This window comes from Ruegeria sp. BHSC026 (genome assembly GCF_059613065.1).
The window spans coordinates 17,806-43,533 of record NZ_JBXWRV010000005.1; the positions used below are offsets into that span (position 1 = coordinate 17,806).

Annotated in this window: 23 protein-coding genes; 4 read left to right on the forward strand and 19 right to left on the reverse strand. The window is 64.3% G+C overall.

What is annotated here, in order from left to right; genetic code table 11:
* Window position 1 precedes the first annotated feature (1 nt).
* The 9 genes from AC2FME_RS07920 to AC2FME_RS07960 form a co-directional block, all read right to left on the reverse strand.
* Window positions 2–1,087 carry an efflux RND transporter periplasmic adaptor subunit gene (locus AC2FME_RS07920; RefSeq protein ID WP_496800123.1) on the reverse strand — a complete coding sequence of 362 codons (1,086 nt, stop codon included), beginning with the start codon at window positions 1,085–1,087 and terminating at the stop codon, window positions 2–4.
* A gap of 281 nt (window positions 1,088–1,368) precedes the next feature.
* Window positions 1,369–3,087 (reverse strand): methionine--tRNA ligase, encoded by a 1,719-nt coding sequence (gene metG, locus AC2FME_RS07925; protein ID WP_496800124.1) that lies wholly within the window; start codon window positions 3,085–3,087, stop codon window positions 1,369–1,371.
* Between the two features lie 69 nt (window positions 3,088–3,156).
* On the reverse strand, window positions 3,157–4,380 hold the full coding sequence (locus AC2FME_RS07930; RefSeq protein ID WP_496680914.1) for an MFS transporter: 1,224 nt from the start codon (window positions 4,378–4,380) through the stop codon (window positions 3,157–3,159).
* A gap of 74 nt (window positions 4,381–4,454) precedes the next feature.
* The gene (locus AC2FME_RS07935; protein ID WP_496800125.1) at window positions 4,455–5,051 is read right to left on the reverse strand and encodes a YceI family protein; all 597 of its coding nucleotides are present in this window, start codon (window positions 5,049–5,051) and stop codon (window positions 4,455–4,457) included.
* Window positions 5,048–6,262 (reverse strand): MFS transporter, encoded by a 1,215-nt coding sequence (locus AC2FME_RS07940; RefSeq protein WP_496680910.1) that lies wholly within the window; start codon window positions 6,260–6,262, stop codon window positions 5,048–5,050. Before AC2FME_RS07940 ends, AC2FME_RS07935 begins: the two co-directional genes overlap by 4 nt.
* Before the next feature lie 66 nt (window positions 6,263–6,328).
* Complete coding sequence (locus AC2FME_RS07945) at window positions 6,329–6,949, reverse strand: ImuA family protein (protein WP_496800126.1); 621 nt, start codon at window positions 6,947–6,949, stop codon at window positions 6,329–6,331.
* A gap of 51 nt (window positions 6,950–7,000) precedes the next feature.
* Window positions 7,001–7,582 (reverse strand): retropepsin-like aspartic protease family protein, encoded by a 582-nt coding sequence (locus AC2FME_RS07950; RefSeq protein ID WP_496680906.1) that lies wholly within the window; start codon window positions 7,580–7,582, stop codon window positions 7,001–7,003.
* Between the two features lie 42 nt (window positions 7,583–7,624).
* On the reverse strand, window positions 7,625–8,245 hold the full coding sequence (locus tag AC2FME_RS07955) for a MarC family protein (protein WP_496743317.1): 621 nt from the start codon (window positions 8,243–8,245) through the stop codon (window positions 7,625–7,627).
* Entirely contained in the window at window positions 8,242–10,095 is a 1,854-nt protein-coding gene (locus tag AC2FME_RS07960; RefSeq protein WP_496800127.1) for an ABC-F family ATP-binding cassette domain-containing protein, read from the reverse strand. Before AC2FME_RS07960 ends, AC2FME_RS07955 begins: the two co-directional genes overlap by 4 nt.
* A gap of 142 nt (window positions 10,096–10,237) precedes the next feature.
* On the opposite strand from AC2FME_RS07960, the gene ndk reads away from it, so the two are divergent.
* A complete protein-coding gene (ndk, locus tag AC2FME_RS07965) occupies window positions 10,238–10,660 on the forward strand; it encodes a nucleoside-diphosphate kinase (RefSeq protein WP_496680898.1) in 423 nt (140 codons plus the stop codon).
* A 67-nt stretch (window positions 10,661–10,727) separates the two neighbouring features.
* Here the strand turns inward: ndk and AC2FME_RS07970 are convergent, their stop codons facing one another.
* The gene (locus AC2FME_RS07970; RefSeq protein WP_496800128.1) at window positions 10,728–11,078 is read right to left on the reverse strand and encodes a TfoX/Sxy family protein; all 351 of its coding nucleotides are present in this window, start codon (window positions 11,076–11,078) and stop codon (window positions 10,728–10,730) included.
* Between the two features lie 98 nt (window positions 11,079–11,176).
* Here AC2FME_RS07970 and AC2FME_RS07975 point away from each other — a divergent pair, with 98 nt between their 5' ends.
* The gene (locus AC2FME_RS07975) at window positions 11,177–12,400 is read left to right on the forward strand and encodes a cytochrome P450 (RefSeq protein WP_496800129.1); all 1,224 of its coding nucleotides are present in this window, start codon (window positions 11,177–11,179) and stop codon (window positions 12,398–12,400) included.
* Window positions 12,401–12,425: 25 nt separating this feature from the next.
* Here the strand turns inward: AC2FME_RS07975 and AC2FME_RS07980 are convergent, their stop codons facing one another.
* The 9 genes from AC2FME_RS07980 to AC2FME_RS08020 all read right to left on the reverse strand — a co-directional run bounded on the left by AC2FME_RS07980 (window position 12,426) and on the right by AC2FME_RS08020 (window position 23,944).
* Window positions 12,426–13,793: a sensor histidine kinase gene (locus AC2FME_RS07980; protein ID WP_496800130.1), complete on the reverse strand. Its 1,368-nt coding sequence runs from the start codon at window positions 13,791–13,793 to the stop codon at window positions 12,426–12,428.
* On the reverse strand, window positions 13,780–14,466 hold the full coding sequence (locus AC2FME_RS07985) for a response regulator transcription factor (protein WP_496800131.1): 687 nt from the start codon (window positions 14,464–14,466) through the stop codon (window positions 13,780–13,782). Before AC2FME_RS07985 ends, AC2FME_RS07980 begins: the two co-directional genes overlap by 14 nt.
* Window positions 14,467–14,630: 164 nt before the next feature.
* A complete protein-coding gene (locus tag AC2FME_RS07990) occupies window positions 14,631–16,058 on the reverse strand; it encodes a DegQ family serine endoprotease (RefSeq protein ID WP_496800132.1) in 1,428 nt (475 codons plus the stop codon).
* 742 nt (window positions 16,059–16,800) lie between these two features.
* Entirely contained in the window at window positions 16,801–17,406 is a 606-nt protein-coding gene (locus AC2FME_RS07995) for a nucleotidyltransferase family protein (RefSeq protein WP_496800133.1), read from the reverse strand.
* A 31-nt stretch (window positions 17,407–17,437) separates the two neighbouring features.
* Window positions 17,438–19,855 (reverse strand): GcvT family protein, encoded by a 2,418-nt coding sequence (locus AC2FME_RS08000; RefSeq protein ID WP_496800134.1) that lies wholly within the window; start codon window positions 19,853–19,855, stop codon window positions 17,438–17,440.
* A gap of 94 nt (window positions 19,856–19,949) precedes the next feature.
* Window positions 19,950–21,257: an HlyC/CorC family transporter gene (locus tag AC2FME_RS08005; RefSeq protein WP_496743302.1), complete on the reverse strand. Its 1,308-nt coding sequence runs from the start codon at window positions 21,255–21,257 to the stop codon at window positions 19,950–19,952.
* Between the two features lie 68 nt (window positions 21,258–21,325).
* The gene (locus AC2FME_RS08010) at window positions 21,326–22,276 is read right to left on the reverse strand and encodes a tyrosine recombinase (protein WP_496797428.1); all 951 of its coding nucleotides are present in this window, start codon (window positions 22,274–22,276) and stop codon (window positions 21,326–21,328) included.
* Between the two features lie 2 nt (window positions 22,277–22,278).
* Complete coding sequence (locus AC2FME_RS08015; RefSeq protein ID WP_496800135.1) at window positions 22,279–23,805, reverse strand: hypothetical protein; 1,527 nt, start codon at window positions 23,803–23,805, stop codon at window positions 22,279–22,281.
* The gene (locus AC2FME_RS08020) at window positions 23,795–23,944 is read right to left on the reverse strand and encodes a hypothetical protein (RefSeq protein WP_496680870.1); all 150 of its coding nucleotides are present in this window, start codon (window positions 23,942–23,944) and stop codon (window positions 23,795–23,797) included. Before AC2FME_RS08020 ends, AC2FME_RS08015 begins: the two co-directional genes overlap by 11 nt.
* Window positions 23,945–24,023: 79 nt before the next feature.
* Here AC2FME_RS08020 and AC2FME_RS08025 point away from each other — a divergent pair, with 79 nt between their 5' ends.
* Together AC2FME_RS08025 and aroB are read left to right on the forward strand one after the other, a co-directional pair.
* Window positions 24,024–24,611, forward strand: coding sequence for a shikimate kinase (locus AC2FME_RS08025; RefSeq protein WP_496800136.1), 588 nt, complete (start codon window positions 24,024–24,026; stop codon window positions 24,609–24,611).
* Complete coding sequence (gene aroB / locus AC2FME_RS08030; protein ID WP_496800137.1) at window positions 24,612–25,724, forward strand: 3-dehydroquinate synthase; 1,113 nt, start codon at window positions 24,612–24,614, stop codon at window positions 25,722–25,724.
* The last annotated feature ends 4 nt before the right edge of the window (window positions 25,725–25,728 follow it).

Here is a 25,728-nt window from a genome sequence, read left to right on the forward strand (position 1 = left end):
GTTATTCTCCCGGCTGTTCTGCAGCGACGACCGCGTCCACGGCCACCCCGGGCCGCACGCGCTGCAGCCCCTCGACGATGACGCTTTCGCCTTCGCGCAGGCCTTCCTTCACGATCACCGCAGAACCCACGTTGTTGCCCGTGGTGATGTACCGTTGTTCGACCATCTGCTTGTCGTTTACGACCAGAACGAACTCGCCGCGCTGGTCGCGCTGCAAGGCGGCCTGCGGAATCAGAACCTCGAGCGTGGGTTCCAGCGCCTCGATCTGGACGTTGACGAAAGCGCCGTCGACGATTAGGCGGTCGGTATTTTCAAACTCGGCCCGCAAGGTGATGGCGCCGGTCAAAGGGTCTATCCGGTTGTCGACGAACACGATCTTGCCGGTCTCGGGCAGCTCGGTTCCGTTTGGCAGGGTCAGCTTGACCACCGGGCTCTTCTCGCTTTCGGCCAGGGTCGATGCGGTTTCGTTGACCGCTTGAAGCACCGAGGTGAACTGTTTCTCGTTCAACGAGAAAGTCACATAGATCGGAGCCTCGCTGACCAGGTTTACCAGAGGTTCGGTGTTCGGACCGACGACATCGCCGACGCTGACATTGATCCGGCTTAGCCGGCCGTCGAACGGTGCGTGGATCTTTGTATAGCTCAGGTCCAGTTCGGCCTGCCGGATCGCGGCCTGTGCAGCTTTGACTTCGGCCTCGGCGACCAATTCGTTGGCGCGTGAAATGTCCACTTCCGATTCCGGCGTGGCTTCGCGCCGGAACAGCTCTTCCTTGCGGGCCAGATCCACCTTGGCCAGTTCCAGATTGGCCTCGGCACGGTCCAGGTCAGCCTTTCGCGCCTCGAGCGTGGCCTGATAGAGGTCGGGTTCGATGGTGAACAGCAGGTCGCCATCCTTGACTTCGGCGCCGTCTTCGACCTCGCGGCTTTCCAGGAAACCGCTGACGCGAGCGATGATGTCGACCTTGTTGATCGCCTCGGCGCGGCCGATGAAGGTCGCTTCCTCGGTGATTTCCTGCGTATAGGCCGCCGCGATCGAGACCTTGGGGGGCGGCGCGCTGGAGTCTTCCTGCGCCGATGCCGGCTGCATCAGGCCAATCGCAATGATGGCGGCAACAAACCGTCCCGCACGACCAACGGCACGGGGCAGAGGAGAGCGGCACGGCGGGGAAACAGGGTTCATGACAATTGCCTCGTTCAATGCGGGCGCGGGGCCCGGATCTGCTGTCCGGTTCCGAGGGCCCAGACGAAATTCATCGTCAGGATGGAGGCAAAGGGATTATTTCTCAAGCCTTTGATTGTGCAGGCTTGGCGCGTGCGAAAAAAAACGGGGGCCAGATGGCCCCCTGTTGCACCCCGTCGCTGCGCGGGTCAGGCGCGCGTTCCGGCAAAACGTGTTTGCCAGTCTTCGCGCTGTTCGTCGGTGATCTTGGCGAAGAGAACGTCCGGCACCGTGAACGCGTGTCCGGCGGGCAGGGCGCCCAGCGCGGCCTCCACGTCGTCGGGCCAGCTGGTGTCGAGCGTGTTCATCGCGCTCAGCATCTTGGCCGAGGTCTCGGGAATGAACGGCGCGCTCAGAACCGCATAGAGCCGGATCAGGTTCAGGCCAAGGCGAACCTGCGCGGCGGCTTGCTCGGGGTCTTCCTTGAAGGTGGACCAGGGCGCAGCGGCCTGCAGGTATTCGTTGCCGGCGACCCAAATCGCGCGCAACTCCTGCGCCGATTTGCGGACCTCCATCGCCTCCATATGCGCTTCGTAGGCGCGGATGCGCTTGGTCAATTCCTCGATCAAGGCCTGTTCGCGTTCGCCGAATGCACCGCCGGCCGGAACTTCTTCGCCGAATTTTGAGCGGCAGAACTTGGTGATGCGGCTGACGAAATTACCCAGTACGTCGGCCAGGTCCTTGTTCACCGACTGCTGGAAGTTCTCCCAGGTGAATTCGCTGTCGCTGCTTTCGGGCGCGTGGCTTAGCAGCCACCAGCGCCAGTAGTCGGCGGGCAGGATGTCCAGCGCCTGGTCCATGAAGACGCCGCGGCCCTGGCTAGTCGAGAATTGTCCGCCATCATAATTCAGATAGTTAAACGATTTCAGGTGATCGACCAACTTCCACGGTTCGCCCGAGCCCAGGATGGTGGCCGGGAAGGACAGGGTGTGGAACGGCACGTTGTCCTTGCCCATGAACTGCACATAACGCACGTCGTCGGCGCCTTTGTCTGTGCGCCACCAGCGTTCCCATTCCGCATCTGGCTTTCCGTTGGCGTCGGCCCATTCCTTGGCGCAGGCGATGTATTCAATCGGCGCGTCGAACCAGACGTAAAAGACCTTGCCCTCCATGCCGGGCCAGTCCTCGTCGCCCTTCTTGACCGGGATGCCCCAGTCCAGATCGCGGGTGATGCCGCGGTCCTGCAGGCCGTCGCCGTCATGCAGCCATTTCTTGGCGATCGAGGTGGTCAGCACCGGCCAGTCGGTCTTGCTGTCGATCCAGGCGTCCAGCTGATCCTTCATTGCCGACTGGCGCAGATACAGGTGCTTGGTCTCGCGCACCTCAAGGTCGGTCGAGCCAGAAATCGCGCTGCGCGGGTCGATCAGATCGGTCGGATCCAGCTGCTTGGTGCAGTTCTCGCACTGGTCGCCGCGGGCCTTTTCGTAACCGCAGTTGGGGCACGTGCCCTCGATATAGCGGTCGGGCAGGAACCGGCCGTCGGCGTTGGAGTATACCTGTTTTTCGATCACTTCGCGGATCAGCCCGGCCTCGGCCAGCTTGCCGGCAAAATGCTGGGTCAGTTTGTGGTTCTGCGAGCTGGACGATCGGCCAAAGTGATCGAAGCTGAGGCCAAAGCGCTTGGCGATGTCGGCCTGCACCTCGTGCATCTCGGCGCAGTATTCGGCCACCGGTTTGCCGGCCTTGGCGGCGGCCAACTCGGCCGGGGTGCCGTGTTCGTCGGTGGCGCACAGGAACATGACCTCGTTGCCGCGGCCGCGCTGGTAGCGCGCAAACAGATCCGCCGGCAGCTGCGAGCCGATCAGGTTTCCAAGGTGCTTGATCCCGTTGATGTAGGGAATTGCCGAGGTAATGAGAATCCGAGCCATGTTTGGTTTCCGCCTAACTGTCTGCGGGCGCTCTATCAAACCGGATCGGGAAATCCCAGCCCCAGATTGCTATCGACCTTCGCGCGACCTCTTGAGCAGCTTGCCGATGGTGAAGGATGTGCGCGGGGCATAGACGTAATGGGTCCGGTCCTCGGGGGTCGGGCGCGCACGCATCCGGCTCAGGCCGAACAGGATCAGGCAAAGATGCCCTGCCGCGATCAGGCCGAACAGGGCGGGCGGGCCAAATGCGCGGATCAGGGCCGAAGAGAGATAGGGGGCTGCGATGGCGCCCATCGCGTACCAGAACATCATGGCTGCCGCCAACTCGACCCGCTGTTCAGACGTAGCGAAGTCGTTTGCGTGGGCGGCTGACACAGAAAAGACGGGAAAGGTCGTGAACCCGAACAGCCCGGCGGCCAGCATCACGCCCATCGTTCCGCTTCCACCGGCGGCGGCGGTGACTCCACAAGCCAGAATGGCGGATACCGAAATCCACAAAAGAACCCAGCGGCGGTCGTATTTGTCGGCCAACCATCCGACCGGATATTGCGCCAACACGCCGCCCAGAACGAACGAGGCCAGGAAAAAGGCGATCTGGTCCACCGCCAGCCCCACGGCCTGGCCGTAGACCGGCCCGACCATTCGGAAAGATGCCGCGCTGATGGCCGACACGACGACACCCACCACCGCCAACGGCGAGCAGGCCCATGCCAGCCCGGGACGGAGGCGCGGGGCCTTGGGCGTTGCCGGCTGCGTGGCTCGCGAGAGGGTCAATGGCAGCAGGGCCGCGCAGCACAGGATGGCCAGCACGTTGTAGGAGACATAAGAGGCCGGCGGCAGCACCGCGATGATCAGCTGCGCGGCCAAAGAGGCGCTGGCGTCGGCGATCCGGTAGGTACCCATGGCGCGGCCGCGGGTTTCATTGGTCACCTTGTCGTTCAGCCACGCCTCGATAACGGTATAGCAGCCAGCCACGCACAGGCCGGAGGCGACCCGCATCGCGGCCCAAGCATAGGGGTTTTCGGTCAGTGTATGACCGATCAGCCCCATCGCGCCCAGTGCGGTGCAGGCCGCGAAGGCGCGCGAATGGCCGACGCTGCCCATCAGGCGCGGCGCCCACCAGCAACCGACAAAAAACCCAAGGAAATGCGCCGACCCGAGCAGGCCGATCTGTTCGGTTGAGAACTCCAGCGTCAGGCCGGAAATGGCATCCAACGGGCCGACACCGCCGGTGGAAAGCTGCAATAGAATGACCGACAGGAAAAGGGCGGCAAAGGTAATGATCGTGCGCATGGTGTCCCTGTTTGAGCGTATCTTTCCGCGATGTGCGCGCCTATTCGACGCGCCGATGTCGTTTTCCGCCCGCCTCAGGTTTTTCGTTCGATTTCCGCGCGAATATCCAACCTGACTGTCGGTCCGACCAGATCGGCATATCCCGAAGCCCCGAATACGTGGCGGTTCAGCGCCCCCGTCAGGTGGATGTACAGGCGGTCAAGCTCGTCCCGCGCCGAGCCGGGCGGTCGGAACAGCGCGGCCTGAAGGGCGATTTGGCGGGTGAGGCCGCGCAGGGTCAGGTCTCCGGTGACAGTGGCGCCGTCGGAGATACGTCCGCCCCGGCCCAGTTGGATGCGGGTCGAGCGGAACCCGATCGCGGGAAACCTTGCGGCGTCCAGTACCTGTGGGCCCAGCATCGGTTCGCGCGCGAAGGGCAGGCGGGTTTGGGCCCGCGCCACGTCCAGAACGACCGTGGCGCGGCTGTTCTGCAGGCGGCGCGTGTCCACCCATACATCCGCTGATCGGATCGGCATGGTTCCGGTCTGGGGCGTGCCCGACAGATCGAAGGTGAAGGCGATCAGGGTTTTCGTGCGGGCGAGCACGTAGGGAACGGGTGCGGCGAGGGTCGGAGGCGCGGCCACCAGGGCTACAAGTGCGGCCATCAGGTCTCGGCGGCGCAGCCATGTCATGCGATGGCCCCTTGTTGGCGCGGGCGGGACCTGTGCAGCAACGTCAGGATGATGGCGATGTTCAGCCCGTTCCATAGGATCCCGTTCACGAAGGCCAGCGTGTACTGCCCGGTGACGTCATAGATCCAGCCCGACATCCATCCGCCCAGCGCCATGCCCAGGATGGTCATCATCATCACGAATCCGACCCGTGCCCCGGCTTCTTGCGGGGGCATGTATTCCCGGACGACCAGCGCATAGCTGGGCACGATGCCGCCCTGCGCCAGCCCGAACAGCAGGCTGATGACATAGAGCGACACCATCCCGTCATAGGGCAGGAACAGGAACAGGGCGATGCATTGCAGGATCGACCCGATCAGCAACGTGTGAACACCGCCCAACCTGTCGGCCACCAGCCCCGAAATGATCCGGCTGACCACGCCGCCCATCAGCATGAGCGACAGCATCTCGGCCCCGACTGCCGGGCCATAGCCCAGCCCCACGCAATAGGAGACGATATGGACCTGCGGCATCGACATAGCGATGCAGCAGCCGATCCCGGCGAGGCCCAGCACATATTGCAGTGTTCGCGGCGAAAGGCCGACGCTGCGCGCGTTGATCTGCGCGGCGGCTGCGGCGGTGCCATGCGCCTCGGCCGGGACCTGCCGGCGCAGCAGCAGCGACAGCGGGATGACCACGATCAGGGTGATGACCGCCAAGGTCAGATAGACCTGCTGCCACCCGTCGCGGGCGAGGATACCAGACAGGAGCGTGGGCCAGATCGCGCCGGACAGATAGTTTCCGCTGGCCACCAGCGCCACGGCGATCCCGCGGCGGCGTAGGAACCAGTGCGAAATATCGGCGATCAGCGGGCCGAACCCGACGGCGGTGCCCAGACCCAGCAGCAGATGCGCCGCCGACAGCAGCGTGATCGTCGGCGCCCATGTCGCCAGCAGATAGCTGAGCGCGCTGAGGCCTGCGGCACCGATCAGCGCTTTGGTCACGCCCATTCGGTCCACCACCTGACCCAGCCACATGTTGCCAAGCGCAAATCCGATCATGGTCAGCGTGTAGGGCATCGAGGCCTCGGCCCGGCTGGCGCCGAACTGGGTCTCGATTGCGGGCATCACCACGATCACCGCCCACATGCCCACATTGGCCACCGCCGCGATGGCCAGCGTGACCAGAAGGCGAAGCCAGGAATAGCGGCTGTCGTGGATCGGGTGGGTCATTCCGGCACGCTAGGACGCGGGTTGCGGTTTGACCAGTCACAACTTGCCTGTTCTGGGTCCGGTCGGTCAGGCGCAGGTTTCCTCGGCGCCGATCCGTTGCAGGTGCAGCCCGGCGCGCGGCGCGGTCTGGGTGGCGTGCCAACTGACCGGGGGCAGGGCGCGGGCGCGGCGGCGGGTCAGGGTCCAGCGGCGGGTCTGGCCCGTGTGCGCCGGGGCCATGTGCCAGCGTGTCTCGATCCCCTGCGCGCCGCCCTCACCCGGGGTCAGCAGTAGGCCCAGCGGGGCCTGACCCATCGTGCCCCCCTGTTCGGCGGCCAGATGCATCCGTCGCACCGGCGTCAGACCCGGTGCCCCCGGCAGATCGCCGATCACCAACGGCACCGCCCCGCTGCGCAGTGCCTCTTCGATGCACCACAGCAGGTCCTCGGCCCGGGTGGGGCGGACGAATAGGAACCGGGCGGGATCGGCAAAGGTCATCATGCCGTCGGGGTTCAGCTGATCGGCCTCCCACGCGGGCGAGATCCACAGAACCGGCCCCTGCGCCTGACCGGCCAGCCACATGGCAAAGCTGCGCCGCGCGGGGCCGCAGGCCTCGTGCACGCGGGTCAGTTGCAGCGAAATCTCATCATGCAGGGTTAGCCCCGGCGCCGCGCGCGCCGGTTTGCGGCCAAGAAGATGCGTGGACATGGCCGAATGCTAGCATGTTCCTGATTTGTTCTCAATCCCGAAAGCCGCCATTCAGCGCGATAGGATCATCCGGCCGTCGGCAAACTGGATGTTGGAAAAATGCTGCAGATAGTCCATGCCCAGCAGGGATTGGTCCATGTCGCCCTCGTTGACCCAGGCCGACACGTTGCGATCCGCGATGGGGCCCAATTCGAGGCTGTCCAGCCGCACAGGGGCGGTGCGCACCAGGCCATTGGCCGTGGCTGCGCGGCCCACGAAATTCATACTGTCCGGATCGATCCCCACGCGTTTCGCGTCACGGGGGCTCAGCACGATCTGGCTGGCGCCGGTATCCACCAAGAAGGTGACCGGTTTGCCGTTCACCAGCATCGGCAGATAGTAGTGCCCGTCAAACGATCGCGGCACCTCGATCACGTTTCCGGCCACGGCCAGTTGCGGTGTGGTGCCCACGGTCGAGCGGATGTCATCCCAAAGGCCCACCACGGCGATGACGCCGATGAAGATGAAGACCCAGGCCATGACCATTTGCAGGGTCTTGCCCAGCGACTGGCGGTTCTGGGTGAACAACCACAGCAGCAGCGCCCCGCCGAGCAGAGCCAGATAGGTCAGCCGTCCAAGATCATAACCATCCATCAGTACACCCAAAACCGCTTCATACCATCGGAATATGGGGGGTCAGGCGGCAAAACCAAAGGCCTTGAGGCCATCCAGGATGAACTGCACCGACAGCGCCGCAAGCAACATGCCCAGCAACCGCGTCAGCACGGTCAACCCAGTCTTGCCGAGAATGCGCGCGATCAGGCCGCTGGACAGGAAGAACAGCAAGACAACTGCCATCACGGCAAGCATCACGCCGACAGCCGCAGCGATGCCCTGAATGCCGGGGTGCTCACCGGCCAGCAGGATGATCGTTGCGATCGATCCGGGCCCGGCCACCAGCGGAATGGCCAGCGGAAAGACTGAGGGGTCAGGATGCTCTTCCTCTTCCGCACGGTCCTCGCGCCGTTTGTTGCGCCGCTCGAACAGCATGTCGAGCGCGGTCAGAAACAGCAATGCGCCGCCAGCGACCTTGAAGGCCTCCATCGAGATGCCGACAAAGCCGAGAACCGCCTCGCCGAAAGCGGCGAAGGCGATAAGGATGCCCGAAGCGGTCAGGCACGTGCGGTAGGCGACGCGGCGACGGGTGGCTGGGTCCATTCCTTGCGTCAGCGCGACGAAGATCGGTGCGGTGCCAAAGGGGTCGATCACAACGAACAAGGTTGTGAACGCGGTTATGAAGAATGCCATTTCGATCATGCGGCAGCCTCGGCGCTTTCGAGCCGTTCGGCGGCGGCGACCCACAGCGCTTCGGCGCGCTGTATGGCCTCGACCACCTCGGCAAACTTGCGGTTCCAGGTTTCCAGGTCACCGATCCGGTCATCTTCGTACAAGGACGGGTCGGACAGTTTGGCCGAGAGCTTTTCGTGCATCTCGGTCAGCTTCTCCAGCCGTTCCTCGCATTTCCGCAGGTCGGCCCGCAACGCCAGGATGGTATCGCGAGAGGCACGTTTGGGTTTGGCGGCCGGCTTTTCCCGCGTCGGCGGCTTGTCGCGCGCCAGCAGCATCTGGCGATAGGCTTCCAGGTCGCCGTCGAAGGGTTTGACCGTGCCGTCCGAGACCAGCCACAGCCGATCGGCCACCAGCCCCAGCAAGTGCATGTCGTGACTGACCAGAACCACAGCACCGGAATAGGCGGTCAGCGCTTCGACCAGCGCCTCGCGGCTTTCGATGTCGAGGTGGTTGGTGGGTTCGTCGAGGATCAGCATGTGCGGCGCGTCGATCGTGGCAATCAGCAGCGACAGCCGCGCCTTCTGCCCGCCCGACAGGCGGCCCACCTCGGTTTCGGCCTGATCTGCGCCAAGGCCGAACCCCGCCAGGCGCGCGCGCAGTTGGGCCGGGGTTTCGGTCGGACGCAGGCGCCGCAGGTGATCCAGCGGGGTTTCGTCCACATGCAGCTCGTCCACCTGATGCTGGGCGAAATACCCGATGCGCAACTTGCTGCTGCGGGTCATCTTGCCCGCCATCAGCGGCAGCCGGTCCGACAGCAGCTTGGACAAGGTCGATTTGCCTTGCCCGTTCTTTCCCAACAGAGCGATCCGGTCGTCTTGATCGATGCGCAGGTTCAGGCGGCGCAGCACCTCGGTATCGCCGTAGCCGGTCACGCCGCCCTCGATCTGGATGATCGGCGGCGACAGTTCCTCGGGTTCGGGGAATGAAAAGGCGCGCAAGGCGGCCTCTTGCGGGGTCGAGATCAACTGGATGCGTTCAATCATCTTCAGCCGCGATTGTGCCTGAACGGCCTTGGACGCCTTGTAGCGGAACCGGTCAACGAAGCTCTGCAAATGGGCGATGCGGGCCTTGGCTTTGGCGTTTTGGGCTTCGGCCTGGGCCAGACGTTCGGCACGGCGGGCGGCGAACTTGTCATAGGGGACCGCGTAATAGGTCAACTGGCGGTCTTCCAGATGCAGGATCGAACCGACCGCGCGGTTCAGCAGGCCCCGGTCGTGGCTGATGACGATCACCGTATGCGGATATTTCGCCAGATAGCTTTCCAGCCACAGCGCGCCTTCAAGGTCCAGATAGTTGGTTGGTTCGTCCAGCAGCAGCAGGTCGGGCCGGGAAAACAGCACGGCGGCCAGCGCGACACGCATCCGCCAGCCGCCGGAAAAGGCCGAGCAGGGCATCTGTTGCTCGTCATCGTCAAAGCCGAGGCCCTTGAGGATCGACGAGGCGCGGGCCTCGGCCGACCAGGCGTCGATATCGGCCAGCCGGGTCTGGATCTCGGCGATGCGGGTCGGATCGCTTGCGGTTTCGGCCTCGGCCATCAGGGTGGTCCGTTCGGTATCGGCTGCCAGGACCGTGTCGATCAGCGATACGTTTGACGACGGAACCTCTTGCGAAACACCACCGATCCGCGCGCGGCGGGGCAGGGTGATGCTGCCCGATTCCGGCGCCAGCTCGCCCCGGATCAGGCGGAACAGCGTGGTCTTGCCTGTGCCGTTGCGGCCGACCAGACCGACCTTGTGGCCTTCTGGAATGGTGGCGCTGGCGCCCTCGAACAGGGGGCGGCCCTCGACCGCATAGGTGATGTTTTCGATCCTTAGCATGAGTGCGGTGTGGCGCAGGGCTCGGGAAGTGTCAATTGCGTGCTCAACAAGAGGCTTTCCAACCGCTGCGGTCCATGTTAGGCGGCGCGCGGTATATTCCGGCGCGGATCAGTTCGCGCCGTCAGATTAAGGAGACGCCCGCATGGCACTGGAACGCACTTTCTCGATCATCAAGCCCGACGCAACCCGCCGCAACCTGACCGGCAAGATCAACGCCAAGCTGGAAGAAGCCGGCCTGCGCATCATCGCGCAGAAGCGCATCCACATGACCAAGGAACAGGCCGGCAAGTTCTACGAAGTCCACAAGGACCGTCCGTTCTATGACGAGCTGTGCGAATTCATGTCGTCGGCTCCGGTTGTGGTGCAGGTTCTGGAAGGCGAGAACGCCATCGCCAAGAACCGCGAAGTCATGGGCGCCACCAACCCGGCAGACGCGGCCCCCGGCACCATCCGCGCCGAGTTCGCGGAATCGGTGGGTGAAAACTCGGTCCACGGTTCGGACGCACCGGAAACTGCAGCCGTCGAGATCGCTTATTTCTTCTCGGGCATCGAGCTGGTCGGCTAAGCCGTCAGTCATTTGACATCGAAGAGGGTCGCGCCCGCTGCCGGATGCGGCCCTTTTTCGTGCCGCGTCAGCCCTCGGGCGTAAGGTCAGAGGCCGAGACGCGCACGCCGACGGCGTCCAACTCGGCGACTAGTTTCGAGACGGGCGCCGTTTTCGCGCCGGCCTTGATGCGGTCGAACCTTGCGCGCAGGGCCTTTTTCTCGTCGCCCTTGCAATCGTTCCATGGGCGGCCCTGCAATCCCATGACCAGAACGTAGTATCCGATGAAATGCGGGCGGGTTCCGGCCTCGATCAGCCTTGCATAAGCAGCATCGGCGCCCAGTTCGCGCAGTTCCTCGGCCGAGTGGATACCGGCGCGGGCGCAGGCCTGTTCAAAGGCGGGACCGAGATTGCGGATCGAGGACACGGGGCTGGGCATGGCGTCTGTCTAGCGGCGGTCGGTGGCGATGTCACGCTTGTCCGAGGTCTCGGCCTGAGATACCCAAGGCGGGGGAGCATACGGCAGGGGAGGACGGAATGAACGCATTGGATGTGGCACAGGCGGCGCGGCAGCTTGATCTGACCGATCCGCCCGAGGGGTTCGTCGAAAATCCGTTTCCGTTTTACGACGCGCTGCTGGCCCATGCGCCGGTTCTGCCGCAGCCGGACGGGTCGGTTTTGTTGAGCCGTCACCGGGATCTGGACCGGATTTATCGCGATACCAAGCTGTATTCGTCGGACAAGAAGGCTGCGTTCGGCCCGAAATTTGGCGTGGGATCCCCTCTGTTCGAGCATCACACGACCTCGCTGGTGTTTTCCGATCCGCCTTTGCATACGCGGGTGCGCAAGATCATGACATCGGCGCTGACCCCGCGCGCGATTGCCCGGATGGAGCCGGGTCTGATCGAGACGGTGGATCATCTGCTGGACGCGATGGCCGGAAAACCCAAGGTCGATCTGATCGAGGATTTCGCTTCGACCATTCCGATCCAGATCATCGGCAACCTACTGGACGTTCCGATGGAGGAACGCGGGCCGCTGCGCGACTGGTCGCTGTCCATTCTGGGCGCGCTGGAGCCGGCGCTGACCGAGGAACAGCTGGCGCGGGGCCATGCGGCGGTCGAGGAGTTCAAGGCATACCTGATCGACCTCGTCGCGCGGCGGCGGGCGTCGCCGGGCGATCCCGAGACCGACGTGCTGACCCGGCTGATCCGGGGCGAGGGGGCGGACGAAAAACTCAGCGAGACCGAGCTTTTGCAGAACTGCATCTTCATCCTGAATGCGGGGCACGAGACCACGACGAACCTGATCGGCAACGGTCTGGCGCTTCTGAACGACCACTCGGAGCAGAAACAGCGCCTGCTGGACGACCCCGAGCTGATCACGCCAGCGGTCGAGGAAATCCTGCGCTTTCGCTCGCCCAACCAGTTCGGAAACCGCGAGACGACCGAGGATATCGAGATGGACGGGCTGACGATCCCGGCGGGCACCAACCTGCACCTGTGCATCGGCGCGGCGAACCGCGACCCCGAGGTGTTCGACGACCCGACGCGGTTCGACATCACGCGCAAGCCAAACCGGCACCTGGCCTTTGCAGGTGGGCCGCATGTTTGCGTCGGGCTGACGCTGGCGCGGATGGAAGGGCGCATCGCCATCGGACGACTGCTGGCGCGGTTCCCAGGCTATCGCCTGTTGAACGGGCGGGTGCGGGGCGGGCGGATCCGGTTCCGCGGATACGCCTCGCTGCCCGCGGAATTGTAGGCGGGGTCGTTGGAGGCGCGGCGGATCAGGATTTCGACAGGTTCAGCGTGACTTCCAGCCCCGGATCGGCGTTGCGGGCGCTGAAAGTGCCGCCATGCATCCGCGCGATGGCCGCCACCAGCGCCAGCCCCAGGCCCGAGTTGCGGCTGCTGCGGGCCGGGTCCAGCGTGACGAAGGGCTGGTCCAGCCGGCCCAGATCGGGTTCAGGCACGCCGGGACCCATGTCGCGGACGCTCAGCCTAGCGTGCCTGTCGAGGTCTCCCAACTCCACCTTGATGCTGGTGCCCTCGGGCGCGTAGCGCAGGGCGTTTTCCAGCAGGTTGGACAGCGCCTGAGACAGAAGCGGCCGGTGGCCGAGGATAGGGGGCGCGGTGCCGGTCAGGCTGATTTCAACGCCCTGATCCGCGGCGACGGGTTCATAGAGCTCGACCACGTCAGCAGCCAGTTGACCAAGATCGACCTGTTCGAACTGCTCGCGGCCCAGCCCGGCCTCGGCCCGCGAAATCTCGGTCAGTTGCCCCAGGACCCGAAGAATATGGTCGATCTCGGCCGTGGCGCGGGCGGTGTCGGCCTCGCGTTCGCTGTCGTTTCGCTGGCTGTCGCCCAGCGCCTCGACCCGCTGCCGGAGCCGCGACAGCGGCGACCGCAGATCATGGGCGATGGAGTTGGACGTGGTCCGCAAATTGTTCACCAGGTCCTCGATCCGGTCCAGCATGGCGTTGAGCATGGCCGAAACCTGATCGAACTCGTCGCCGGTGCCGCGCTGAGGCATTCTCTGCGTCAGGTCGCCCGACATGATGGAATCGGCCGTATCGGCGATGTCCCGCAGCCGGGAAAAAACCAGCCGGGTCAGTAGCCAGCCCGTCAGGATACTCAGCGCCAGGGCGGCCCCCAGCGCCAGCGCGACCGATTGGAACAGAACCCTGTCGAACTGTTGCCGGGCCAGCGCATCGCGGCCCACCAACAAACGCTCGCCGCCGCGCAGGCGGATGGATGCGGCCGAGACCGGAACCATCTCATTCGTCTCGGTTTTTCGCAATTCCAGTTCGGTCCAGCCGCTGCCCGGTGTCACGCCCTCGGGCCAACGGGCAAGATTGCCCGCAAGGACATTGCCGAACCGGTCGGTCAGCAGATACAGCGCATCGCGCTCTGACGCCGAGGGCAGGCGGCGCTCGATGGCCGTCATCAGCCCGATCAGACCGCGCCGTTCGTATTCGTCGGCCAGCCCGGTCAGTTCGGCCGACACGACCGAGCGTGTCTCGCCGTCGATTGTCCGGGTCGCCGTCACATAGACCAGCGCCAGCACCGTTGCGGTCAGCAGCGCGCTGAGCACCATGCTGAGCAGCACCAGCCGGGTGCGGGAATTGTGAAACGAAAATCTAAGCTGTGCCATCGGACATCATGTACCCCGCGCCGCGCACGGTTTCGATCAGGGGGGGCTCGCCGGGATCGTCCAGCTGTTTGCGCAGTTTCGAGATATGCACGTCGACGACGTTGGTGTTGGGGTCGAAATGATAGTCCCAGACGCCTTCCAGCAGCATCGTGCGCGACACCACCCGGTTCTTGCGCCGCAAGAAGAACTCGAGAATCTGGAATTCGCGCGGGGTCAGGGTGATCTCGCGCCCGTTGCGGGTCACCTTGCGGGTCAGAAGGTTCATCTCGAGGTCGCGGCACCTGAGGGTCGGGGTCTCTTCGGATTCCTGAGGACGGCGCAGCAGCGCCTCGATCCGGGCATGGAGTTCCTGGAACGAGAACGGCTTGACCAGATAGTCGTCGGCGCCGGCGCGCAGGCCCTTGACCCGCTCGTCCACCGCGCTCATGGCGGTCAGCATCAGAACGGGGGTCTTGATCCCGGCTGCGCGCAGCGATTTCACCAGCGCCAGCCCGTCCAGTTCGGGCAGCATCCGGTCCAGGACGATTGCGTCGAACCCGCCATCGGTAGCGTGATACAGCCCGTCGCGCCCGTTGGTGGCGGTTTCGATGGCATAGCCTTCCTCGGCAAACCCCTTGGCGATGAATTCCCGCGTGTCCCCGTCGTCTTCAACGATCAACAAACGTCTGCTCATGGTCGGATATCCTTTTGCTCGGGATATAAGCATGTGGGGCCGTCAAAGAATACTGCCGGGCGCGGAAATCGCACCCGGCAGCCCCGTCGCACGCGGACATGACGTGCGGGCGGGGGGATGCGCGCGCCGATATCCCCATCATGCGGCGCGCGCGGGGACAAGCGTCAGGCCACCTCTACGGCAACGAAGATCTGGTTGCCGCCTCGATTGATCAGCACCAGCGCCGGGCCGTCCTTCTGGTCGCTCAGCGCCTTTTTCAGATCCTGAGGCGTGTCGATCTCGGCGCGGCCCAGCCGGACGATGACGTCACCGCGGCGCAGACCGGCCTCTGCGGCGGGGCTGTCGGGCTGCAGTGCCGTGACAACCACGCCGTGCACGGTTTCCGGCACGCCCATCTCGGCGCGCGTGGTGTCGGTCAGCGGTGCGACGGTCACGCCCAGCGTCTTGCCGGCCACCTTGTCGGGCGCCGCAGCGGCGGTTTCGGTCTGGTGCTGGCCGATGGTGACGTTGAGCGTCTCGGTCTTGCCGTTGCGCAGTACGGTCAGCTTGCTGTCGGTGCCGATGGCTGTGGTGCCAACCAGGACCGGCAATTCGCTGCTGTTGTCGACCTGTTCGCCGTCGAACGCGACGATCACGTCACCCTGCTGAAGCACGCCGTCGGCCGGGCTGCCGGGAACCACGTCCGAGACCAACGCACCAGTGGTGCCCTCTATCCCCATGGCGGCGGCCAGTTCAGGGCTGACATTCTGGATCGAGACCCCCAGCCAGCCGCGGCTGATCTGCCCGTCGTCGCGCAGGTCCTGGGCGATGTGTTCGACGATGTTGGACGTCACGGCAAAGCCCAGCCCGACCGAGCCGCCCGTGGGCGAATAGATGGCCGAGTTCACGCCGATGACTTCGCCTTCCATGTTGAACAGCGGACCGCCCGAGTTGCCCTTGTTGATCGCTGCGTCGGTCTGGATGAATTCAGCATAGGGGCCATCCGAGATGTTGCGCCCCTTGGCCGAGACGATGCCCGTGGTGACAGTCGAACTCAGCCCGAAGGGGTTGCCGATGGCCACAACGTCTTCACCCACGCGGATTTCGTCGCTGTCGCCCAGCGGCACTGCGGTCAGAGGGGTATCGGCTTCGATTTTCAGCAGCGCGAGGTCGGTCAGCGGGTCGGTCCCGATGATCTCGGCTTCATAGCTGCGGTCGTCATGCAGGCGCACCGTGACCTTGTTGGCACCCTCGACGACGTGGTTGTTGGTAATGATATAGCCATCAGCATCCATGACAAAGCCGGAGCCCAGCCCCTGACTGGGGCCCTGCCGCGGAATGTCCATGCCTTCGGGGGCACCGAAACGCTTGAAGAATTCGCCAAAAGGATGCCCTTCGAAATCGAAATTGGGGCTGCCGGCCGGCATCGGGGCGGCATCCTGCGAGGCAATGATGGTCACCACGGCGGGCGACACGGATTCGACCAGGTCGGCCACCCGCTCGTCCGCGAGGGACGGAATCGCGGTCCCGGCCAGCAGGGCCGCGCTCAGTGCGGCCGCGCCAAACAGGCGGGGTCTACGGAAAGCGTAAAGGGGGGGGGTGCGGGTAATCATGTCTCGACTGTGCTCCTTGGGTTCGTCGCAGTGGATCTGAATTTGACGGATAGATGGAGAACGGCCCTGTGGGTTTTCTGACCTGATGGTTAAATTTTCTTAATTCTGCCATTTTCTTGCGGTCTATGCCCGACCAGCGCAGGCGGTTTTCCGGGATTCGATTCTGCGCGAATCGTCGAATTGTTGCCGAAAAGGGCGCTAATTGTAGAAAAGTGTTGCATTGATCACTCAGAGGCTACAACGGCGACGAGGCCGGAGTTATGAGTTGGATAGTCTCGCTTAGGTTGTATGTCTTTAAAAACGTCGCTCAGTATCTGATGTCATTCAGTACACTATTTTTAATCACGCTCCCGTGACAGAACGATTGAACGCTCTGGTAGTTCGGCCGGTCAAGTTCCGCAACTCTGCCATGGGTAGAACATGGCCGAGATTCATACTGTGCGGGCGCTACGTCAAATTGAGCCTTGTTGTGCCTTGCGACGAATTTTTTATTGTTTTGAAGCGAATGATCGGTGACGATGAAATTGTCCAAAAAGGGGGCCTGACAGACATCAAGGGGGTGTCTCCAGGCAGATCTCGATTACCGGGAATGCCAGTGGCATGTTAACGAGGGGGTCTTGTTTCAGTTCTGCAGAGCCACGTCCGTTCATCTTCTGATGCGTCGGGCGCGTTTCCGGAAAAGGTGAAAGTGGTAGTCCTGCATTTTTGGGCAACCGGCCCGGTCTGAAAAGATCGGGCCGTGTTAGTTTTTGGCCTGCCGACCGGCTCGCCAGTCGGCCCAGTCCCGGGGCGTGTCCAGATCGCGGGTGGCATTGGTCCCCGGCAGGGGTTCGATATGGACTTTGTCGCGATGGGCTCTGACGACACTCTGCGCGCCGGAATCTCCGGTCAATGCACGCAACTGCGGAAACAGGCATGATGCGAAGACCACCGGGTGACCGGGGGTGCCGTCGCTTGCCGATCCGCGCCAGATCATGCAGTCCGGGTTTTCGCTGACCGAGCGCAGCACCTTTGCCAGATCGTCGACCGTCAAGTCCGGCAGGTCGGCCAGCAAGATCATCGCGGCGTCGGCTGTATCGGGTACGTGATTCAGGGCCGCGCGCAAGCTTGCGTTCATGCCTTCCTCTGCGTCGGTGACCGGAACCACGCGCACATCCAGTCCGGCCAGTGCGTCGTGGCGTGGGTGCGGGGCCGGGGGCAGAGCCACGATGACCGGGGCCACGGCCCGCGCGATTTCCGCCGTCCGGCGCAGCAGGGGCTGGCTGTCTATTTCCTGCATCAGCTTATCGGCCCCCACCATGCGGCTGGATCGGCCAGCGGCAAGGAGGATGATGGGAATGGTATTCATGCCGCCACCATGGCGTGTGGCGCGGGCATTGTCACCCGCGCATGCGCGCGCCATCCGCGTCGAAGGGCGGGGTCGAGATCACGCGGGCCTTGCGCATCTGGCCTAGGATCTCGATTTTCACCTGCAGGCTGTCAGCGACGCGGTCGGTGGGCAGGAAGCCCATCGCGATCGACTTGCCCGTGTGGTGCGAATAGCCGCCCGAGGTGCAGAAGCCCACGACCTTGCCGTCCAGCCAGATCGGTTCATAGGCGTTCACGTCGGCGTCGTCGGCGTCGACCTCGAAGGCCACCAACCTGCGCGCGGGGCCTGTCGCACGTTCCGCCTCGGCAGCGGCGCGACCGATGAAATCGGCGGGTTTGTTGAAGGCGATGAAACGGTCCAGCCCGGTTTCGGCCGCCGTGTAGTCGGGCGAGAACTCGCGCATCCACGAGCCAAAGAACTTGTCGAGCCGCAGGCTCATCATCGCGCGCATGCCGAAGGGGATGATGCCGTGCGGTTGCCCGGCCTGCCACAGCGTCCACCACAGCTGGCGCTGCGCCATCGGATCGCAGTAGATCTCGAACCCCAGGTCGCCGGTATAGCTGACACGCTGCACGATACAATCGGTCATGCCGACGACCATCCGCCGCACGTCCATGAAGCGCATGTCGCTGATATCGGCGCGGGTGCAGGCGGTCAGAACCTCGCGCGCCTTGGGGCCGGCGATCTGGAAGCCGTTGCGTTTGTCGCTGATATTTTCGACGGTTACGCCGTCTTCCTGATGTATCTGGAACCAGCGCATGTGGAAGTTCTGCGCGCCGTATGAGGCGGTGAGCTGAAATTCCTCCTCACCCAGACAAGAAACCGTGAAGTCGCCGATCAGCTTGCCCTTGGGCGACAGCATCGGGGTCAGAGACAGGCGGCCCGGCTTGGGGATGCGCCCGGCCATGATCCGATCCAGCCAGTCGCGGGCGCGCGGACCTGTCACAAGGTATTTGCCGAAATTGTGCACCTCGTTGATGCCGACGCCTTTGCGCACGGCGCGCACCTCGCGGCCTGTAGCGTCGAATGCGTCCGAGCGGCGGAAGGAGGGGGTTTCATAGCCCGGCTCGCCCTTTTGCGCGAAATAGTTCGGCACCTCGAGCCCGTATTGCTGGCCCCAGACGGCGCCCAGATCGCTGAAGATGTCATACATCGGCGTGGTGCGGTTGGGGCGGGCGGCGGGCAGTTCCTCGTTGGGGTAGGCGACCGAGAAACGTTTCTGATAATTCTCGATCACCTTGGGGCGGGTATAGCCGGGGGTGATCCAGTCGCCGAAGCGGGCTACGTCCATGGCAAAGACGTCGCGCTCGGGCTCGCCCTCGATCATCCATTGCGCAAGCGTCAGGCCGACGCCACCGCCCTGGCTGAAGCCAGCCATCACGCCGCAGGCCGACCAGTAGTTGCGCACGCCCGGCACCGGCCCGACCAGCGGGTTGCCGTCGGGCGCAAAGGTGAAGGGGCCGTGGATCACCGATTTCACTCCGGCCTCGGCCAGAACCGGGAAGCGGCGATAGGCGAACTCGATACTGTCGGTGATCTTGTCGAAATCGTCGGGCAGCAGCTCGTGCCCGAACTCCCACGGTGTGCCGTCCACGGCCCAGGGCTTGCAGGGTTGTTCGTAGAAGCCGATGCACAGGCCGCGCCCTTCCTGCCGCAGATAGCTTTCACCGGCCGGGTCCATGACGTGCGGATGCTCACCGCCCGCGTCGATGATGGCCTCGATTTCGGGGATGGTGTCGGTGACCAGGTATTGATGCTCCATCGGGTGCAGCGGGAAGTAGATGCCCGCCATCGCGCCCACTTCGCGCGCCCACAGGCCGCCGGCGTTGACGATATGCTCGGCGTGGATGGTGCCCTTGTCGGTGACCACGTCCCAAGTGCCGTCGGGGCGCTGGTTGGTCTCGCGCACCATGCAGTGGGTCTCGATCGTGGCCCCGCCCATCCGTGCGGCCTTGGCATAGGCGTGGGTCGTGCCCGAGGGATCAAGGTGCCCGTCCAGCGGATCATAGAGCGCGCCGATGATGCCGTCGGTGTTGGTGATGGGGGCGATCTTCTTGATCTCGTCGGGGCCCACGATTTCGGTCTCCAGCCCCATGAAGCGATGCTTGGCGCGTTCGGCCAGCAGCATGTCGAACCGGTCCTGGTTGTCGGCTAGCGTGATGCCGCCCACATGGTGCAGCCCGCAGGACATGCCGGTGATCTCTTCCAGTTCCTTGTACAGCCTGATGGTATAGCCCTGCAGCGCGGCCATGTTGGTGTCGCCGTTCAGCGTGTGGAACCCGCCCGCCGCGTGCCAGGTCGATCCGCTGGTCAGTTCCGACCGTTCCAGCAGCATCACATCCGACCAACCCAGCTTGGTCAGGTGATACAGCACCGAACACCCGACAACTCCACCGCCGATCACGGCAACCTGACACGTCGATTTCATCCGCACCTCCTTGCGTCTGGCCCGAAGGTGCAGGGGTGCCGCGGCGGTATCTGTCACGAAAACGACCGAGTTTGTCGTTTCCGCCGGCCGTCCGTCAGAGCGGCCGCACCTTCAACCAGGTGATCCGGTTGCCCTCGCGTTCGACGACCTCGAACCGGAAGCCGTGGAACGAGAACACCTGACCAACGGTCGGGATCATCTGCGCCTCATGGATCACCAGCCCGGCAATGGTGTTGGCCTCGTCATCGGGCAGGTTCCAGTCCATCGCACGGTTCAGGTCGCGGATGGTCATCGAGCCTTCGACCAGGTACTGACCGTCTTCGGTGCGCGTAATCGTCACATCTTCGTCCACGTCGAACTCGTCCGCGATCTCGCCCACGATTTCTTCGAGGATGTCCTCGAGCGTGATCAGCCCCTGAAGCGATCCGTATTCATCGACCACCAGCGCAAAATGGCTGTGCATGCGCAGAAATTCCCGCATTTGGTCGTCCAGAGTGGTGGTTTCCGGCACGAAATACGGGGCGTTGGCCACTTTGAGGATGTCGAATGACTTCAGCCGCTCGGCACCGCCCTCGCCGCCGCCGGCCTGCGCGTACATGGCGCGGAACAGGTCTTTGGCATGCACGACACCCACGATGTTTTCGGGCTGGCCGCGGAACACCGGCAGGCGCGTGTGACGGCTTTCGAGACACTGTTTCAGGATCGCTTCGGGGTCGGCATCGGCGTCGATCATCTCGATATTCGAGCGGTGCAGCATGATTTCCTCAACCGTGCGGTCGCCGAGGTCAAGCGCCCCCAGGATGCGATCGCGGTCCTCTTTTTCGACGACGCCTTCGGAATGGCCCAGTTGCAGGGCGCCGGCGATCTCTTCACGCACGGCAAGGATGTGGCTGTCCGGGTCGATCCGTACACCGAACAAACGCAATACCCCGCGCACCAGCAGGCGTACGGCGGCCACCACCGGCGAAAACACCGTAACGACAACACCGATCACCGGGGCGACCGCAGCGGCGGCCTTTTCGGCATTGGTGATCGCATAGGTCTTGGGAAGAACTTCGGCAAAGATCAGAACCAGCAGGGTCATGACCAGCGTAGCCAGCGCCACGCCGCTTTCGCCGAACAGCCGCGTGAACAGAGCCGTCGCCAACGAGGCCGCAAGGATATTCACTAGGTTGTTGCCCAGCAGGACCGACCCGATCAGCCGTTCGTTGTCGTCGGTGATTTCCAGCGCCTTTTGCGCGCCGCGCGATCCCTTGTCGGCCTGCGCGCGCAGCTTGCCCCGAGACGACGCAGTCAGCGCCGTTTCCGAGCCCGAGAAGAAGCCGGACAGCACAAGCAGAAACAGGATCGAGACGGTGGTGATCCAGAAGGCGCTGTCGAAAAGGGAAGGGTCAGGGTCCATCGTTCCACTATGATTGTTGTCGCGCCTTGGTTATGGGGTCGCGGGGCCATGCGATCAAGGGGAAGCCCCTAGTCCTCGGTGTCGTTCCTGGCAAGGGGGTGATGTTGCAACACCAATTCCGACAGCCGCTCGTCCAGAACATGCGTGTAGATCTCGGTCGTGGCCACGTCGGCATGGCCCAGCAGGGTCTGGATCGAACGCAGGTCGGCCCCGTTGGCCAGAAGATGCGTGGCAAAGGCGTGCCGCAGCGTGTGCGGGGTGACCTTGTCGGGGGACACACCGCCTTGAACCGCCAATTCCTTGACCAGCAGGAAGAACCTGTGCCGGGTCAGGTGCCCGGACTTGCCGCGCGACGGAAACAGAAAGCGTGACCTCTGTCCGCCTTTGGCCACGGTCGCCTCCTCGGCCGCATCGCGCGCAGCCAGCCATGCGGCCAACGCATCGCGGGCCGGTGGCGACAGGGGCACCATCCGTTCCTTGCCGCCCTTGCCCAGAACCAGAAGCATCCGCGGGTCGCCACGCGCTGCGGATACGGGCAGCGAAACCAATTCGGTTACCCGCATGCCGGTGGCGTACAACAGCTCCATCAGGCATGTGTTGCGCAGCCGGTCGGCTTGGGTGCGGCCGGTCTGGCGCGCGGCCTGCAGCAGGCGGTCGACCTCGGCCACGTCCAGCGTCTTGGGCAGGCGCTTTTGCCGGCCTGGTCCCTTGATCTGGATGGCGGGGTTGGTGTCGCGCCAGCCCTCCTCGAAAGCGAAGCGGTACAGCTGTTTGATGGCGGACAGGCGGCGAGCCCGGGTCGCGCGCGACAGGCCCTCGGCATCGCAGTCGATCAGATAGGCCTCGATCCGGGTCTGGTCGGCCTGGGCAAATCCGTCGCCGTGACGGCTCAGCCATCCCGCGAAGTCCTTCAAGTCGCGCCCATAGGCCAGCAGCGTGTTGGTTGCCGCGCCCAGCTCGGCGGCCTGCGCTTCGAGAAAGGCCGAGATCCACAGCTCTGGCGTTTCAGGCCCCGGCACGGTCAGACCCCCTGCAGGATCAGCAGCTGCAGCGCCGCCCGCCGCGCGGTATCCTCGAGCCCGACCCTGCGGAAGGTTGCGATGGCGGCGGTCAAGTCCACCAGGTTGCCGCGCGCGCCCTGGGCATAAAGCTGCATCGCTTCCAGAATCGCTTCGCCCAACCGGTTCTGATCCAGCATAGTCTGCAGGTCGGGCGGGACCGGGGCGGCCCAGGCAAAGCCTTCGGTGATCGCATCGGACAGCGGCGACGGCGACCGGGCCTGATCGGGCATCCCCCGGGCCAGCGCGGCCAGAAAAGCATTGGCAGTTGGCCCATCGGGCACGGATTGGGCTGCGTCTTCATACAGCTCGGACAGCAGCAGAATGCGCCAGCGCAGGTTCTCGGCCTCGGCGCCGGGCAGGGGGAGGGGCACTAGCCGGTCCGCGAACAGCTCGGCAAAGGGAACCTGCAGCCCGACGGTTTCCATCTGCGCCCAGACCGCGATCAGCGCATCCGCGACGGCCTGCGGCTTGCCGCCGTCCAGCGCGGCCTCGAACCGCTGTACCGCGGCGACGCGGTCCCAGACGGCGCCCGAGGCCGCCGGGGCGCGCTCGGTATAGAGACCCAGCAGGTGGTTGGGGGTCAACGCTCCGATGCGGGTCAGGCGCTCGGCCGCCTCGATCTGGGCCTTCCAGCCGGCGACGTCGCGCAGATCGGCATTGGCAAAGGCGCGCGGCAGCGACGCGGTGGGCAGCCGTTCGCCGATGGCCTCGAACAGGCGAAAGGTCAGCGGGTCGGGGTCCTGGGGTTGCGGAAGATAGGGGGCGCCTTCGAACATCTCGGGGCTTAGAAACCGGTCGAGCAGGTCCAGCGTTTCTGTCGGCAAGATCTCGAGCGCGTGGGCGGCCTCGAGCATGAGCGCGGCCGAGGCCCAGTCACCGCGGCGTGCCTTGCAGAAAATGTGGGCGCGGTAGTCACGGGACAGGCCAGGTTGCGCGATGAGCGCGGTACAGCTGCGGTCCTCGTCGCCGGTCAGCAAGGTCGTGTCGAACCAGCGGCGAAACCGGTCCGGTGAAGCCGCCGGCCCGGCCTGTTGCACCAGCGCCTGCGCAGGGTCGGCCGCCCCCAACTGGAACAGGCGATCCAGTCGCGCCAGCAGCAGGGTGTCAGGATCCGCGCCGCCCGACGGCGCGCGGGCTTCGGTCAGCAGCAAGGTGAACATCAGCTTTTGCATGGCCGGGCTGGATTTCACCGGAACTTGCCCGATCAGTCGGGCTAGGCGGGCCGGGTCGCTTGGGCGCCACAGATCCACCGGCAGCCCCGTCACCGAGGCATCCACCAACCCCAGTGGCTGCGACAGCGCCTCGAGCGGAGTTACATGGATCTGCGGGTCCGCCACCGCATCGGCCACCGGAGGTTCGAGCATCACCGTTCCCGGCAGCAGGTCGCCCGGTTCCTTCAGCCAGTCGATCGCCGACAGCGGCTCGGTCGTCTGTGCGGCGACCTGCCCGGCCAGGGCAATCGTCACCGCCGCGGCCCTAGTCCACATTCAGGATGACCGGTTCGCTGATTTCGCTTTGCGGGGCCGAGAAATCCGCGCCGAAATACGGCCCCAGATAGGCATAAGCTACCAGCCCGATGAAACTCAGGCAGATGAGGTACAGGAGGAGTTTGATCAGACGGCCCATGGCGAAACGCTGCCTCAAATTTTGATTTTGGCCAAGTTATAACTGGCATTTTTTCCAAGATCACGTCATTCACGGGGAAATGAGCGAAATTAAGCATAACGCATCGCCGGCATCGGTCCGGCCGGCCTATGACCTGCACAAAACGGTGGTTATGGTCGGCATGATGGGCGCTGGCAAGACGGCGGTGGGCCGGGCGCTGGCCGCGCGGCTGGGCGTGCCGTTCCTGGACAGCGATGCCGAGATCGAATCGGCCGCCAACATGACCATTCCCGAGATCTTCGAGCGCGATGGCGAGGCATTCTTTCGGGCCAAGGAAAGCCAGGTCATCGGCCGGTTGCTGGACGAGCAGAAAGGCATTCTGTCGACTGGCGGCGGCGCCTTCCTGTCCGAGGCGAACCGCAGGATGATATCAGAGCGCGGCGTGTCGGTCTGGCTGAGGGCCGATCTGGAGGTGCTGTGGAACCGCGTCCGCCACAAGGACACACGGCCGCTGCTGCGCACCCCCGATCCGCATGCGACGCTGAGCGCCTTGTACCAAGCACGCGTTCCGCTTTACCAACAGGCCGATCTGGTCGTGGAATCGGATGGCGAAACTGCGATCGAGGACATGGTGGACCGGGTCTTGGAGAAACTGGCGACGCGCCCTGACGTTCTGGAACTGAAATAGATGCATCAAACCGTATTCGTTGATCTGGCCGAACGGTCCTATGACGTGGAAATCGGGCCGGACCTGCTGGCGCAGGCCGGGATGCGGATCAGGCCGCTGTTGCCCCGCCCGCGTGTGGCGGTACTGACGGATGAAACGGTTGCCACGCTGCATCTGGACGCGCTGCGTGCCGGGCTGGCCGCGGCCGGTGTCGAGATGACTGCCCTGGCGCTGCCGCCGGGTGAGGCAACCAAAAGTTGGCCCCATTTCGAACGCGCGGTCGAATGGCTGCTGGCCGAAAAGGTCGAGCGCCGTGATGTCGTCGTAGCCTTTGGCGGCGGGGTGATCGGCGATCTGGCCGGGTTTGCCGCTGCCGTGCTTCGCCGGGGGGTGCGGTTCGTGCAGATCCCGACCTCTCTGCTGGCGCAGGTCGACAGTTCGGTGGGCGGCAAAACCGGCATCAACGCCCCGCAAGGCAAGAACCTGATCGGCGCCTTCCACCAGCCGTCGCTGGTGCTGGCCGATACCTCGGTTCTGGGCACCTTGACGGCGCGGGATTTTCTGGCGGGCTATGGCGAGGTCGTGAAATACGGGCTGCTGGGCGATGCCGAATTCTTTGAATGGCTGGAACGCAACGGCCCCGCGTTGGCCGAGGGCGACATGGCGGCCCGGGTTCAGGCGGTGACGCGCTCGGTGCAGATGAAGGCCGACATCGTTGCGCGCGACGAGACCGAACAGGGCGACCGGGCGTTGCTGAATCTGGGCCATACCTTCTGCCACGCGCTCGAGGCCGCGACCGGCTATTCCGACCGGTTGCTGCATGGCGAGGGCGTGGCCATCGGCTGTGCCTTGGCCTTCGAACTGTCGGCGCGCCTGGGCCTTTGTTCGCAGGAAGACCCCAGCCGCGTTCGGGCGCATCTACGCGCGATGGGGATGAAGACTGACCTCGCCGACATTCCCGGCGATTTGCCGGGGGCGGGGGCGCTGGTCGATCTGATGGCCCAGGACAAGAAGGTGGTGGATGGTCAGTTGCGGTTCATTCTGGCGCGCGGAATCGGGCAGGCCTTCGTGACTTCGGACGTGCCGCGCGATGCGGTTTTGTCCGTGCTCGAGGATGCGCTGGCGACCTGCTGACGGT